Annotated in this window: 14 protein-coding genes; 8 read left to right on the top strand and 6 right to left on the bottom strand. The window is 68.4% G+C overall.

Annotation, left to right across the window (positions count from 1 at the left end; all coding sequences use genetic code 11):
• Positions 1-132: 132 nt before the first annotated feature.
• Together A3ES_RS0111560 and A3ES_RS0111555 are read right to left on the bottom strand one after the other, a co-directional pair.
• Positions 133-1,374: a cation:proton antiporter gene (locus A3ES_RS0111560; protein WP_020386970.1), complete on the bottom strand. Its 1,242-nt coding sequence runs from the start codon at positions 1,372-1,374 to the stop codon at positions 133-135.
• 72 nt (positions 1,375-1,446) lie between these two features.
• The gene (locus A3ES_RS0111555; protein ID WP_040454518.1) at positions 1,447-2,400 is read right to left on the bottom strand and encodes a DNA-3-methyladenine glycosylase family protein; all 954 of its coding nucleotides are present in this window, start codon (positions 2,398-2,400) and stop codon (positions 1,447-1,449) included.
• Between the two features lie 328 nt (positions 2,401-2,728).
• Here A3ES_RS0111555 and A3ES_RS0111545 point away from each other — a divergent pair, with 328 nt between their 5' ends.
• Positions 2,729-3,178 (top strand): hypothetical protein, encoded by a 450-nt coding sequence (locus tag A3ES_RS0111545; protein ID WP_020386967.1) that lies wholly within the window; start codon positions 2,729-2,731, stop codon positions 3,176-3,178.
• A gap of 21 nt (positions 3,179-3,199) precedes the next feature.
• Here the strand turns inward: A3ES_RS0111545 and A3ES_RS0111540 are convergent, their stop codons facing one another.
• The gene (locus tag A3ES_RS0111540; protein ID WP_020386966.1) at positions 3,200-3,676 is read right to left on the bottom strand and encodes a MarR family winged helix-turn-helix transcriptional regulator; all 477 of its coding nucleotides are present in this window, start codon (positions 3,674-3,676) and stop codon (positions 3,200-3,202) included.
• Positions 3,677-3,783: 107 nt separating this feature from the next.
• Here A3ES_RS0111540 and A3ES_RS0111535 point away from each other — a divergent pair, with 107 nt between their 5' ends.
• Positions 3,784-4,224 carry a helix-turn-helix domain-containing protein gene (locus A3ES_RS0111535; protein WP_020386965.1) on the top strand — a complete coding sequence of 147 codons (441 nt, stop codon included), beginning with the start codon at positions 3,784-3,786 and terminating at the stop codon, positions 4,222-4,224.
• 6 nt (positions 4,225-4,230) lie between these two features.
• On the opposite strand, the gene otsB is transcribed toward A3ES_RS0111535, so the two are convergent.
• From otsB to A3ES_RS0111520, 3 genes are read right to left on the bottom strand one after another with little or no spacing between them, the layout of a single operon-like run.
• Positions 4,231-5,064, bottom strand: a complete 834-nt coding sequence (gene otsB, locus A3ES_RS0111530) for a trehalose-phosphatase (RefSeq protein WP_020386964.1) — start codon at positions 5,062-5,064, stop codon at positions 4,231-4,233.
• Positions 5,061-5,648 (bottom strand): LytR C-terminal domain-containing protein, encoded by a 588-nt coding sequence (locus tag A3ES_RS0111525; protein ID WP_020386963.1) that lies wholly within the window; start codon positions 5,646-5,648, stop codon positions 5,061-5,063. Before A3ES_RS0111525 ends, otsB begins: the two co-directional genes overlap by 4 nt.
• 12 nt (positions 5,649-5,660) lie before the next feature.
• Positions 5,661-5,969: a DUF3263 domain-containing protein gene (locus A3ES_RS0111520; protein ID WP_026162776.1), complete on the bottom strand. Its 309-nt coding sequence runs from the start codon at positions 5,967-5,969 to the stop codon at positions 5,661-5,663.
• A gap of 169 nt (positions 5,970-6,138) precedes the next feature.
• Here A3ES_RS0111520 and A3ES_RS0111515 point away from each other — a divergent pair, with 169 nt between their 5' ends.
• The 6 genes from A3ES_RS0111515 to A3ES_RS0111490 all read left to right on the top strand — a co-directional run bounded on the left by A3ES_RS0111515 (position 6,139) and on the right by A3ES_RS0111490 (position 13,377).
• Positions 6,139-7,575 carry an amidase gene (locus tag A3ES_RS0111515; RefSeq protein WP_157630460.1) on the top strand — a complete coding sequence of 479 codons (1,437 nt, stop codon included), beginning with the start codon at positions 6,139-6,141 and terminating at the stop codon, positions 7,573-7,575.
• Positions 7,566-8,567, top strand: coding sequence for a Gfo/Idh/MocA family protein (locus A3ES_RS0111510; RefSeq protein WP_020386960.1), 1,002 nt, complete (start codon positions 7,566-7,568; stop codon positions 8,565-8,567). Before A3ES_RS0111515 ends, A3ES_RS0111510 begins: the two co-directional genes overlap by 10 nt.
• A 6-nt stretch (positions 8,568-8,573) precedes the next feature.
• A complete protein-coding gene (locus tag A3ES_RS0111505) occupies positions 8,574-9,971 on the top strand; it encodes an alpha,alpha-trehalose-phosphate synthase (UDP-forming) (protein ID WP_020386959.1) in 1,398 nt (465 codons plus the stop codon).
• Positions 9,958-11,391: an FGGY family carbohydrate kinase gene (locus A3ES_RS0111500; protein WP_020386958.1), complete on the top strand. Its 1,434-nt coding sequence runs from the start codon at positions 9,958-9,960 to the stop codon at positions 11,389-11,391. The genes A3ES_RS0111505 and A3ES_RS0111500 overlap by 14 nt, the downstream gene beginning before the upstream one ends.
• Positions 11,392-11,507: 116 nt before the next feature.
• A complete protein-coding gene (locus A3ES_RS46960; protein ID WP_020386957.1) occupies positions 11,508-12,794 on the top strand; it encodes a sensor histidine kinase in 1,287 nt (428 codons plus the stop codon).
• Entirely contained in the window at positions 12,697-13,377 is a 681-nt protein-coding gene (locus tag A3ES_RS0111490) for a response regulator transcription factor (RefSeq protein WP_020386956.1), read from the top strand. The genes A3ES_RS46960 and A3ES_RS0111490 overlap by 98 nt, the downstream gene beginning before the upstream one ends.
• The last annotated feature ends 56 nt before the right edge of the window (positions 13,378-13,433 follow it).

Raw genomic sequence — 13,433 nt, 5'->3', positions numbered from 1 at the left:
CTTCTGCGCCACTTTTGTGGCCGGTCTCAGGCTCGGACGATGGAGTCATGTTCGAGAAACTGAAGGAATTCGCAGCCGGGATCTCCGCCGCCGAAGCCATCAAGCACGGCGCCGAACCACCTGCGCGCGCCGTCACGCGTTCCGGCGGAGATCGAGCATCCGCATCATCGGCGTCGCCGCGACGCCGTGGACGGCAACACTCAGAACGACGGTGAATCCGACCGTCGCCCACAACCATGGCAGATCCGTACCGAAGTCGGCGCCGGCGAAGGCGAGATAGAACACCGACCCGACACCCCGTACGCCGAACGCGGCCGCGACCCACCGCTCGGATCGCCTCAGCGGCATCCCGCTGAGCGAGATCCAGGCGGTGAGCGGACGGATCACCAAGACGAGCAGGATGCCGAGGGCGGCGCCCGCCCAGGTCAACGGCTTCAGCAGCCCGCCGGTGATCGCCACTCCGAGGAGCAGCAGGATGCCCCAGGTGAGGATGTGTTCGAGCTGCTCGATGAAGCTGTGCAGCTCCTCGTGGAAGTCGTGACTGCGCTCGGCGGCTCGCAGCGTCAGCGCGGCGACGAACACGGCGATGAAGCCGTAGCCGTGCAGCACGCCCGCCAGTCCGTAGACGCCCAGCGTCATCGCCAGCGCTAGTACTGGTTCGCGGGAATCAGCCAGCCGGAAGGTACGCGACGGCGCGGAGAAGGCCATCTTTCCGAGCAGCCAGCCGGCGCCGGCTCCGATGGCGACGCCAATCAATGTCTTGCCGATCAACTCCCAGGCGAACCACTCAAGCGCCCAGTTCCCTACCTCGCCCTTCGTGACGGCGAACACCGCGGCGTACACGAACGGGAACGCTAAGCCGTCGTTGAGGCCGGCCTCTGAGGTGAGGGCGAACCGGACCTCGTCATCCTCTTCAGGCTCGGCACCCTCGCCCGTCGTCGGCCCTTGCACCTGTACATCCGACGCAAGCACCGGATCGGTGGGTGCCAGTACTGCGCCGAGCAGCAGAGCCGTCGCGGGAGCCAACCCGAGCAACCAGCCCGCGCCGGCGACTGCGGCGATACAGGCCGGCATGGCGACGAGCAGCAGCCGCCAGGTCACCTTCCACCGCTGCCAGCCGATTGGCCGATCGATCGCCAGCCCGACGCCCATCAGTGCGATCAGGATGGTCAACTCGGCCAGGTGCTCGGTCAGCTCGGGCTCCGCGATCGGACTCAACCGGCCACGATCGACGACCAGCCCGAGCAGCAATCCGGCGCCCACAAAGGCGATCGGCGCCGAAACAGCAGCCCGCCGCAACAACCGCGGCAACACGGCCCCGACCAACAAGGCCGCCCCGGCAACCAGGTAGAGCCCATCCCCGTCAATCTCCATGTTGGAAACCCAGTGCCCAGTTCTCCCACCTTCACCAGGAGGTACGCCGTGTGGAGCGCCGGGTGTCCTGAGTCAGCGGAGGCGGTGGGTGGCGCCGGGGGTGTGGGTTGGGAGGGACTTGCGGGGGCCGTAGCGGGGGTGGCCGATGCCGGCTAGTTCCAGCAGGGCCTGAACGCGGTAGCGGTGGCCTCGGTAGGGCTCGATGAGTTCGGCGCAACCGTCGTCATCCAGCTCCTCGCCAGTGAGCGCGTAGGAGACGTTGCGCGAGACGTGATAGTCAGCAAAGGAGAACGCATCGGCATCACCATGCGCCCGCTGCCGGACCTCAGCCGCAGTCCACACCCCAACCCCAGGCAGCGACCGCAACCGCCGCTCCACCTCAGCGCCGTCGGTCAGCTCCAGCGTCCGCTCCAACGCGGCAGCCCGCGTCGCTGCCGTGATCACCACCCGCGACCGCCGCCCCTCGACCCCGGCCCGCAACCACTGCCACGAAGGAATCAGCCGCCACTCCTCCGGCTTGGGCGGCACCATCATCTTCCGCCCATCAGGAGACCCCGGGCCAGGCGCCGGCTCGCCGTACTCGCGCAGCAGCATCCGCCATCCCGCAAACGCCTCCTTGCCGGTGACCACCTGCTCAATCCCCGCAGCAGCCATCGCCTCGAACACAGCTCGCGTCCTGGGCACCCGGAAATCCGCGAACCGCCGCGCGGCATCCACCAACGGCTTGTGCTTCGGCAACGGCTCGAACCCGTCCCAGCTGTCAGCCTCCCCCAGCAACTCCGGCACCCCGTCCAAGGCCCAGTCCGCCCCCGGCCCCCACGCCTCGGCCTCGACCTCAGCCACCCCGGCGTACGGCGACAACCGCAACAACACCGGCCCGTCCGGCGTCCTGGTAGCCCGCCAAACAGTCCGCCGTCCCGCCTCGAACACATACGCCGGATCCCCGGGCCCCTTCCGCAACCCGCCGATCACCAAATGCGGATCCACCACCCGCCCCGCCCGCCACCGCCGCACCACCGAACTCACCCCGCCAGTCTGCCCCACCCCACCGACAGCGTCAGGGTCGGCTCCAGCCGGTCGGCGGCCGACTGGCTGGTCGTTGGACCGCTAACGGCCTGCCCACCCGCGGACATCCAGCCCATCAATGGCCACCCGATGCGGGCTTCGCCAGTCGTCCTGAGCGTGAAGACGAGCGGCGGCCTCGACGATTGATGATGTGGCGGTCCGCCCTCCACCAACGTGCTCCCCCCGAGGTGGCGCTCAGGGTGCACACCGATGTCCTAAGAATTGCGACATTAGGACATTGCGCCAGCGGGGTCGGGATCGGTTGATACTGATGGTGGGAGGTGGGGCGATGTCGGGTTGGCACGTGGTGAAGTTGGTGGGGAATGTGGTGAATCTGTCGACGCTTGCGGGGGTGGTCGTCGGGGTGATCGGGCGGGCGAGGTTCAGTCGGGGGCCGCGGGGGTTGTTCTACGCGACTGGGTACAAGCTTGGGTTTCCGGTGGCCAGTGCGTTCACGGTCGGGAATCTGATCGTGAGCAAGCACGACCGCCAGTACTTCGAGGAGCGGCCGGTGCTGGTCAAGCACGAGGAGCGGCACTCGTGGCAGTACTTCTGCCTGATCGGCCTGCCACTGCTGCCGCTCTATCTGATCGCGGCAGGCTGGTCCTGGCTGCGGACCGGTGACTTCGCCTCGCGGAACCTGTTCGAGCGCCTCGCCGACCTGAAGGACGGCAACTACGCCGAGCGGCCGGTTCGGCCCATCGGTGACACCCTCGCCGCCGCGTTCCGCCGGCGCTGACACCCTCCGGTAGATCGATGCCTATTGCGTGTGGTGGTCCAGCAGGCGGGTGAGCAACTGCACGAACTGGTCGCGCTCGGCAGCGGTCAGCGGTGCGAGCAGTTCGTCGTGGAGGTCGTCCAGGACCTTGTCGAGGCGGCGAAGATGCCGGCGGCCCTGGGCCGTGATCGTGATGACGTTGCGGCGACGGTCATCGAGGTCCGGCACCCGCTCGACGAGGTCACGTTCGGCCAGTTCATTGAGTACGCCGACCATGTCGCTGCGGTAGATGCCAGTACGCCGGCTCAGCGTCGCCTGGCTGCCCGGGCCGTGCTCCTGCAAGGAGGCGAGCACGGCGTAGTGCCACTTGCGGGCGTCGACCCGGCCCAGCCCCTCGTTCATCAGCCGATCCGACTGCGTGGACACCTGCGACAACAGCCGGCTCGCCCGTCGGCGCAGCCTGTCCGGCGTCTTCAGCTCGCCGTAGTGCATGTCCGCGGCTTCGGCCTTCCTGGTCATGGCACCGATCCTACCCTGTTGCGTTAGTCCGGCTAACGATATAGATTCGCTCACATCAGAAACGTTAGTGAGACTAACGTTAGTACAGAAAACGATTGGATCCCGTGATGGCAACCAGTACGCAGGCCTTCGGTCCCTCGCTCATCGGCCAGACCGAGAAGACCCTCAACGCGATCCTGGACCGGCAGCTCGCCGGGACCGGCATCACCGAACCCCAGTGGGTGACCCTCACGCTGGCAGTGGTCGGCGGCGGGACCATCGACCGCGCCGAGCTCATCCGCCGGGTCAACGGCGCCACGAAGTTCAGTGAGGCGTCAGTGGCCGAGCGCATCGCCGAACTGACCGCCGCGGGATACCTACGCGACGGCGGCGAGGGCCACGTCCAGGTCAGCGACGCGGGGCAGGCGCAGTGGACAGAGGTCCGCACTGTCCTCGGCCCGATCACTCAGGGACTGTGGGGCGACCTACCCGCCGAGGACCTGGCCGCCGCCGGCCGCGTCCTGAACACCATCCTGAACAGAGCCAACGCCGTACTGGCCAACGCCTGATCCCAGTCAGCGAGCGCTTATGGCATCCGAGAGGGCGGTCAGGACCGTGACGACGCCGGCTGGGTCGTCTACGACTATGTCGGCGGCGTCGGTGAGTGCAGTCGCGCCTGAGGAGCGGGCGGCTACTAGTACTGCGTACAGGCCGTCTGCGCGGAGGGCGTCGAGGGCGCGGAAGGCTGCCAGGTCGCCTAGGTCGTCTCCGGCGTAGAGGACAGAGCGGACGCCGGTGGTGGCGATCAGGCGGCGCATGGCCACGCCCTTGTCGATACCGGGCGGGCGGAGCTCCAGGACCAGGTTGCCCGGCTCTAGACGGAGGTCGACCGACTCGGCTAGGTCGGTCAGCGGCTGGCGCAGTACCTCCAGAGCGGGCACAGGGTCGGCCAGGCGGCGAGTGTGGACTGCCAGGGAGCTGCCCTTGTCTTCCACAAACGCATCTGGGAAGCCCGCGTCCTGCAGGAGAGCCGGCAGCTTCTCCCGAGCAACGGCAACCCCCGCAGGCACCGGGTCGCTGGTGACGGCACCTGTCGACGCCTCCCACCGCTCAAGCCCGTAGTGACCCAGTACTACGAGACGCCCGAGCCCAGGATGACCCGTGACCCCGGCGAGCTCCGTGGCAACCAGTGCCGGCCGGCCGGTCACGATCGCTACCTGCTTCACCGAGCGCGCCAGCCGGGCCAGCGCATCCAGAGCGCCGTCGACTGCACGCGACATCGCCGGGTCCTCGACCAGAGGTGAGAGCACGCCGTCGAAGTCGGAGGCGATCACCGCCCCGGCTGGATCCTCGACGATCGCTTCCCAGCCCTCCCGCCCGGCTGCGGTCGCCAGCTCTGGAGTGCTCATCCGGCGTAGTCCGTGGTCAGAATGACGCTGAGACGGTCCTTCTTCATGTTCGGCAGGGCGTCCTTGGTGCTGAAGATCTCGATATCCTTGGCGAGTTGGGCGGCCTCGGCCTGCATGCCGGCCGGGAAGTACACCGTGCTGGTGACGATCTTGCCGTGCCAGTTGTCCTTGCCGGTGACGATCCAGCCGGTCTTGCGGGCGCGGATCGCGACGTCCTCGGCGAGGCCCTTGCGCGCGGTGTTGTTGTAGACCTCGACGGCCGGCCGCTCGGAAGCTGGGATCGATGCCGGAGCGGTCGGCACCGAAGAAGGCGCTGAGGAGGGCGTTGCGGAAGGCGTCGGTGTCGGCTCAACAGGCGCGGACGTACTGGGCTTGGCCGGCGGCGTCTCGACCGGCGCACTCGTCGGAGCGCTGGTCGGTGTGCCACCAGACGGCTTCGAAGGAGTGCTCTTGGGTGCCGGCTTGGCCTCGTCCGCCACGCTGTTGTTACCGCGAGTGCCGAACAGCACCAGCAGACCGCCGACGATCGCGACGACGGCGAGCACGGCAACGAGGGACGAGAGGACCTGGCCCCTGTCGTCCACGCTTCTCAAGATTCAGACCTCGATGCCCAGGCGACGGGCGGATCGGGCTCGCTGGCGGGCGGCGCGGAGGCGGCGCAGGCGCTTCACGAGGAGTGGGTCGTGGGCGAGGGCCTCGGGCCGGTCGATCAGGGCGTTGAGCACCTGGTAGTACCGGGTCGCCGACATCTGGAACTGGTCCCGGATCGCCTGCTCCTTGGCACCGGCGTATTTCCACCAGTGGCGCTCGAAGCCGAGGATGGCACCGTCCCGGTCCGACAACCCAGCGACAGCCGGCTGGGCTGCTTCGGCGGGGCCGGAAGAGCTGGCGTTGGCGCTGTCCATCTGCTGGTGACTCCCGTGCGGTCGGTGATCGTCCGTCCGCATTCCACCCTACGCGGTGAACAACACACGTGTCATTCACCGCGTCAACTACCGAGCGTGTGTCGCGCTGCTGCTGACCCGGACACCAGGCGGACGGCCGGGCAGGCTCAACTCTGGCAGGATCGACGGTGTGAGCTCAACTCGACAGGGCCCCGGCGACTTGTCGCCCGGTCCGCGAACCGCCGTCGCTACGGTCGAGGAGCTGCAGATCCGGTACTCCGAGGTGAATCCTCTGGTGAACGCCGTCTGCACCCCGAATCCGGCCGCCCTGACCGAAGCCGCTCGCCTCGACACGGAGCGTGACGACGGCCGGGTGCGCGGTCCACTGCACGGCCTGCCCGTCCTGGTGAAGGACAACATCGACACCGCCGACCTCCCGACGACCGCGGGCTCCCTGGCGCTGGCCGGCCAGCCGCCACCCCCGCACGACGCCCCACTGGTCCGGCGCCTGCGTGAGGCAGGCTGCATCATCCTGGGCAAGACCAACCTCAGCGAGTGGGCCAACTTCCGCGGCTCGGCGTCTTCCTCCGGCTGGAGCGCGTTCGGCGGGCTGACCCGCAACCCCTACGCGCTGAACCGTTCCGCCGGCGGCTCGTCCAGCGGCTCGGGCGCAGCGGTCGCCGCCGGACTCGCCGACCTGGCCATCGGCACCGAGACCAACGGCTCGATCGTCTGCCCGGCCGCGCTCAACGGCATCGTCGGGCTCAAGCCGACCGTCGGGCTGATCCCGCAGCAGGGCATCGTCCCGCTCAGCCACTCGCAGGACACGGCCGGCCCGATGACCAGGACGGTCCGCCAGGCCGCTGCGCTGCTCACCGTGCTGACCGGCGGTGGCACGGACTACGAGGCCGGCTGCCAGTCGGAGGACCTCACCGGCACTCGCATCGGAGTACCGCGGGGGCCGTTGTGGGGGTATTCCACCAGCCTCGATCAAGTCACGGAGGAAGCGCTCAGCCTGCTGTCCGCCGCCGGCGCGACCATCGTCGACAAGCTGTCGCTCCCGTCGCCGGGCAGCGAGGAGGACCAGCTCGCGATCCTCGCGTACGAGATGAAGGCCGGCCTCGCCGCCTATCTGGCCACCCGCCACCCGGGCGGTCCGCGCACCCTCGCCGACGTGATCGCCTTCAACAAGGCCCACGCCGACATCGAACTCCGGTACTTCGGCCAGGAGCTGTTCGAGCGCTCCGAGCAGACCGACGGACTCGACTCGGCGATCTACGTCGCGGCCAGGTTGTCCGCATTGCGAGCCGGCCGTGACGGCATCGACAACCTGTTGCGAGACAATCTGCTCGACGCCCTGGTCACGCCGTCGTACTCACCGGCCTGGGCGATCGACCTGATCAACGGCGATCACGTGCTCGGCAGTTCGTCGACCCATGCCGCGCTGGCGGGCTATCCGCTGCTGGCGGTGCCGTCCGGGCTGGTCGAAGGCCTGCCGGTCGGGATCACCTTCAGCGGTACCGGCCGGAGTGATGCCACCCTCATTCGCTTGGCGCACGCGTTCGAAGCCGCGAGAATCAAGGCTCACGGCCCGTTCCCGACCCCGGAGTTCAGACAGTGGGTATAGATCGAGTCCGCTGGGGAATCGTTGCTACTGGCAACATCTCCACTTCATTCACCAAAGACCTCGGCCTGCTCGGCGACGAGGCGGTGGTGACCGCCGTCGCCTCGCGTTCGCTGGAGAACGCGAACAAGTTCGCCGGCCAGTTCGGCATCGAGCACCGCTATGACGACTATCGCCGGCTGATCGACGACGGCTTCGTCGACGTCCTCTACATCGGTACTCCGCACCCGCAGCACTACGCGGTCGCGCGAGCCGCCCTGCAGGCCAAGATCGCGGTGCTCTGCGAGAAGCCGGTCACGCTGACCGCCAAGCAGGCGCGCGATCTCGTCGCTGTCGCGAACGAGAACAACACGCTTTTCGCCGAAGCGATGTGGATGCGCACGAATCCCGTCATCCAGGCCTTCTTCGCCGATCTGGACAAGGGCGTGATAGGCGAGCCGATGGAGGCGCTTGCGGACTTCGGCTTCTACAAACCCGATCTGCCGGCCCGCCTGCTCGATCCGGCACTGGGCGGCGGGTCCCTGATGGACGGCGGCATCTACCCGATGACGTTCGTGCACATGGCACTCGGCAAGCCCGCCGAGCTCAAGGCCGTCGGCTCGCTCACTGAGGACGGCGTCGACCTGAACGTCGCGATGGCCTGGCGCTACGACTCGGGCGCCGTCGCCGCGCTCACCTGCGGACTCCGCTCGCAGAACCCCTGGACCGCCTCGGTCAGCGGTTCGGAGGGCAGCCTGCTGCTCCCGAGCCGCTTTCACCATCCCGACTACTACGTCCGCAGTACGGCGGCAGGCCAGGAGCGCGTCGAAGTACCGGCGCATGGCCTTGGGTACCACTATGAAGCAGCCGAGGTGATGCGGGCCGTGCGCGCCGGGCAGGTCGAATGCCCCGCCCTCCCACACGCTGCCACGACCGAGATCCTCGAACTGCTCGACGAGACGCGTAGACAGATCGGGGTCAGCTACCCCGGCGATGACGAATACCTGGGTGGATAACAGCTGATGCCGAGCGGACGCAGTTCCTTCGTGGTGGTGGCCAACCGGCTGCCGGTCGACCGGATCGAGATGCCCGACGGTACGACGGCCTGGCGGCGCAGCCCAGGTGGACTGGTGACCGCGCTGGCCCCGGTGATGCAGCGGCACCAGGGCGCCTGGATCGGCTGGACCGGCGGCGCCGACGAGAAGCTGGACCCGTTCGACGAGGGCGGCATGCATCTCGTCCCGGTGACCCTGTCGGCCGAGGACATCCGCCTGTACTACGAAGGCTTCTCGAACGCGACGCTGTGGCCGCTCTACCACGACGTGATCGTGGCGCCGGAGTTCCATCGCGAGTGGTGGGAGTCGTATGTCGCGGTGAACCGCCGGTTCGCGGAGGCCGCGGCCGAAGCCGCCGATGAAAACGCGGTGGTCTGGGTACACGACTACCAGCTGCAGCTCGTCCCCGCGATGCTGCGCCGGCTGCGGCCCGACGTACGGATCGGATTCTTCCTGCACATCCCCTTCCCGCCCACCGAGCTGTTCGCGCAGATGCCCTGGCGGCGGCAGATCCTCGACGGGCTGATGGGCGCCGATCTGGTCGGCTTCCAGCGGCCCGGTGCCGCTTCGAACTTCGCCCGGCTCGCGCGCAACCGGATGGGCCTGCGCACCCGCGGCGACCGGATCCACCTGCCGGACGACCGGATCGTTCGCGCCAAGGCGTTCCCGATCTCGATCGACGTCGGCGAGTTGGAGCAGCTCGCCCGCCAGCCGGAGACCATCGCCCGCGCCGCCGAGATGCGGCAGGAGGTCGGCAACCCCGCGCACATCCTGCTCGGCGTGGACCGGCTCGACTACACCAAGGGCATCCGGCAACGGATGCGCGCTTTCGGTGAGCTGCTGGACGAGGGGCGCGTGTCGGTCGACGACGCCGTCTTCATCCAGGTGGCGACGCCGTCGCGCGAGCGGGTCGAGCAGTACCGCGTACTGCGTGACGAGATCGAGCTGCTGGTCGGCCGGATCAACGGTGAGCACGGGCGGATCGGTACGCCGGCGATCAACTACCTGCACACGTCGTACTCGCGTACCGAGATGGCGGCGCTCTTCCGGGCCGCCGACGTCGCAGTGGTGACGCCGTTGCGCGACGGGATGAACCTGGTCGCCAAGGAGTACGTCGCCTGCCGGTACGACGACACGGGCGCGCTGGTGCTGAGCGAGTTCGCCGGGGCGGCGGATGAGTTCCGCCAGGCCTTCCTGGTGAACCCGCATGACATCAACGGCATGAAGGACACCATCGTCGACGCCATGAACACCGACGACCGCCAGCTCGGCCGCCGGATGAAGGCGATGCGCAAACACCTCGCCTCCCATGACGTGAACGTCTGGGCCGCGTCGTTCCTCAAGGCCCTGCATGCGGAAGACTGACGGCCAGATCCTTGCCCTTGATCTAGGTACTTCGTCCGCGCGTGCACTGGTCCTCTCCGACGACGCTGCGCCGATTCCTGGGGCGCTGGCGCGGCACAAGGTCAGTCCTGTGTACGGCGCCGCGGGTGAAGCGACTCTTGATCTGCATGGCTACGTCGAGGGTTTGCTCGGCTGTCTCGATGAGCTTCAGCAGAACGGGCATCTGAACGGAATCAGCGCCATCGTGCTGTCCTCGCAGTGGCACTCGATCGTTGCTCTGGACAACAAAGGCGCGGCACTCACGCCGGTCATCCCCTGGGTCGACACGCGCTCGGTCGAGCTCACACTGGACCAGACCTTCGACGAACACGCCTTCCATGCCCGTACCGGCGCGTGGCTACACCGCCTCTACTGGACCCGCCGCATCCCCTGGCTCCGGTCGGTCACCTCTCCCGCGAGCTATGCGGGACTCCCCGACCTCGTCCTCGAGCGTCTGACCGGCGAGCGCGTCACGTCGGTTTCCATTGCCTCCGGCACCGGAACACTGAACCTTGCCAAAGGCACCTATGACGACGAGGCGCTAGCGGTGGCAGGCGTTTCGGCCGACCAGCTCCCGCCGATCGTGCCAACCGGCTGGACCGGTGCGCTGTCCGCGGAGTACGGGCGCCGCTGGCCCGGCCTGGTCGGCGTACCGATTCATCCGCCGACAGGTGATGGCGCAGCCTCCAACGTAGGCACCGGCGCCTACGACGCAACCACGGCAGCCGTGACAGTCGGTACGTCGGCCGCCGTGCGCGTCGTACACCCGATCGACGGCGCGCCCGAGCTGCCGTGGGAGCTGTGGCGCTATCGCGTCGACGACCAGCGTGCAGTGACCGGCATGGCATTCTCCGCCGCGGGAAACCTGCACGCCTGGCTGACCGGCGTACTGCAACTCGACAGCCCCGAACCGACCGGCGTGGAGATCGGTTCGTCGCGAGTGATCGCGATCCCCTTCCACGCCGGGACCCGGCCGCCGGAGACCGTCCCGGGCGGTTCAGGCGTGTACTTCGGTCTCTCGTTCGACGACACCGCCGCCGACTTGCTGGCCGCGTCGCTGCAAGGTGCTTCCCTCGAGATCGACCGCGGCCTCCGGATGCTCGACGAGCTCTTCGGGCAGCCTTTGCAGGTCGTCCTGGGTGGCGGGGGTATCGACGCGTCCGCGTGGTGGCGACGCTGCTTGACCGCGACCTTCGACCGGCCGACGGACGTCTGCTCGGAGGCCGAGGTCGGCGCGCGCGGCGCCGCGGCGGTCGCACTGGACCTGTCACCGGTGCCCGGTGGCGAACACCTGGAGCCCGTCCCCGCCGAGGTCGAGCGCATCACCCTCCTCCGCCCCCGCTACGCAACCTTGCGCAAACTCGCCGTCCAGGCCGCCACTTCTTCAGAATCGACCAGTTGATGCGCCCTGAGCCCGGTTGACGGTGGCTTCGTGACGCGCGTACTGCGTACGTAGTACCGGCTGGATACGGCCGATGGACGACGTGTCCGCCGGCCGTGAACACGTAGGGTGAGGGAATGGCGGCAGGTCCGCGGTTCGCGGGGTTCAAGATGCATCCGGTGGCGTGCGATCACGCCATCGTGCTCACCGTGCTCGCCATCAACCTGCTGCAGCCGGGCGCCAAGCACGGCGCCCCGCAGATCGAACTGACGGTCACCGGCACGATCATGATCCTGATCGCTTGTCTGCCGCTGGCCTGCCGCCGTCAGGCTCCGCTCACCGTCTTGGTCATCACCTCGCTGGCAGCGATCGGCTACGCAGCCACCGAGCAGGTCAAGAGCCCGATCGCCCTCGCGCTGGGGTGCGCGGTCTACACCGTGGTGACCCGTAAGGACCGGCGGACCCGCTCGATCGCGGTCGGCGTGGTCGCCGTGGCGATGGTCGGCTCAACCACATGGTTCATCGACGGCGACGTGCTCGAGAACCTCTCGGTCGCGATCTTCGTCCTGTTCGCCGCCGCCATCGGCGAGGCGGTGCGCTACCGCCGCGCCTACCTGCACGAGCTCGAGGATCGCGTCCGGCGGGCAGAGCATTCCCGCGAGGAGGAGGCCGAGCGCCGGGTGATCGAGGAGCGGCTGCGGATCGCGCACGAGCTGCACGACGTGATCGCCCATCACATCGCCTTGATGAACGTGCAGGCCGGCGTCGCCTCGCACCTGCTCCGCGAGCAACCCGACGAGGCCGAACGGGCGCTCGCCCTGGTTCGCGAAGGCGGCAGGACCGTCTTGCAGGAGCTGACCGTGCTTCTCGGCGTACTGCGTCGCTCGGGTTTGGGCACGCTGCCGACCGCGCCAACGCCTTCCCTGCAAGAGATCGGCGCGTTGATCGAGTCATCCACGGCGGCCGGACTGGAGGTCGACTGGCAGCCGCCGGTGTCGTTGCGGTTGCCGGACGTGATCGAGCTGACGACGTACCGGATCCTGCAGGAGTCCCTGACCAACGTGGTCAAACACGCGCCCGGCGCCGCCGTCCGGATCCGCATCGAGCACGAGCCCGGTTCCCTCACGGTCGAGATCACCGACGACGGCGGCCACCCCGGTACGCCGTACCGGAGCGCCGCGGTGGATCCGGTCGGCGCCGGGCACGGGCTGCTCGGGATGCGGGAGCGAGTGACCGCCGTCGGAGGCGACCTGACCGCAGGGCCTTTGCCGGACGGGGGTTTCCGCGTCCGGGCCGTTCTTCCTCTAGAGACTGGTGGAGTCACAGGTGACGATCCGGGTACTGCTGGCCGACGACCAGACGCTGATCCGCAGCGGGTTCCGGGTGCTGGTGAACTCAGCACCGGGCTTGGAGGTCGTTGCTGAGGCGGCGAACGGCCGGGAAGCCGTCGAGCGGGCCCGCAGCGAGCGCGCCGACGTGGTGCTGATGGACATCCGGATGCCCGAGGTCGACGGCCTGGAGGCGACCCGGCAGATCACCGCGGACGAGTCGCTGGCCGGGGTGAGGGTGCTGATCCTGACCACCTTCGAGGTGGACGAGTATGTTTTCGAGGCGATCCGGGCCGGCGCCAGCGGCTTCCTCGGCAAGGGCGTCGAGCCGGACGAGCTGATCAGTGCGATCCAGGTGGTCGCGCGCGGAGACGCGTTGCTGTCGCCGAAAGCCGTGCGTGGGTTGATGAATCGCTTCCTGGCCCAGCCGGAGCTGGAGCAACTGGCCGCCCCGACGCTGCTGGAGGTGCTGACCGACCGCGAGCGCGAGGTGGTCGGCCTGGTGGCGCTCGGGTTGTCGAACGACGAGATCGCCGAGCGGCTGGTGGTATCCCCCTTGACCGCCAAGACGCACGTGAACCGGGCGATGGTGAAACTCGACGCCCGCGACCGCGCGCAACTCGTGGTGATCGCCTACCGGACCGGGCTGGTCCGCAGCGGAGTACAACCGATGCAGTAGCTCGTACGGCATCCGTAGTACGGCGAGAAGCCCACGACTGGCGGACGCGGAGTAGG

The sequence above is a fragment of the Kribbella catacumbae DSM 19601 genome, from assembly GCF_000372465.1.
Lineage (GTDB): Bacteria > Actinomycetota > Actinomycetes > Propionibacteriales > Kribbellaceae > Kribbella > Kribbella catacumbae.
The sequence above is the reverse complement of the archived record's forward strand: the minus strand, read 5'-3'. Positions and strand labels throughout refer to the sequence as shown.

Coding starts and splice junctions, on each gene's coding strand:
- A3ES_RS0111540 (WP_020386966.1), bottom strand. CDS start 3,676: ATGACCAGGAAGGCCGAAGCCGCGGACATGCACTACGGCGAGCTGAAG.
- A3ES_RS0111505 (WP_020386959.1), top strand. CDS start 8,574: ATGCCGAGCGGACGCAGTTCCTTCGTGGTGGTGGCCAACCGGCTGCCG.
- A3ES_RS0111500 (WP_020386958.1), top strand. CDS start 9,958: ATGCGGAAGACTGACGGCCAGATCCTTGCCCTTGATCTAGGTACTTCG.
- A3ES_RS0111535 (WP_020386965.1), top strand. CDS start 3,784: ATGGCAACCAGTACGCAGGCCTTCGGTCCCTCGCTCATCGGCCAGACC.
- A3ES_RS0111545 (WP_020386967.1), top strand. CDS start 2,729: ATGTCGGGTTGGCACGTGGTGAAGTTGGTGGGGAATGTGGTGAATCTG.
- A3ES_RS46960 (WP_020386957.1), top strand. CDS start 11,508: ATGGCGGCAGGTCCGCGGTTCGCGGGGTTCAAGATGCATCCGGTGGCG.
- A3ES_RS0111520 (WP_026162776.1), bottom strand. CDS start 5,969: ATGGACAGCGCCAACGCCAGCTCTTCCGGCCCCGCCGAAGCAGCCCAG.
- otsB (WP_020386964.1), bottom strand. CDS start 5,064: ATGAGCACTCCAGAGCTGGCGACCGCAGCCGGGCGGGAGGGCTGGGAA.
- A3ES_RS0111560 (WP_020386970.1), bottom strand. CDS start 1,374: ATGGAGATTGACGGGGATGGGCTCTACCTGGTTGCCGGGGCGGCCTTG.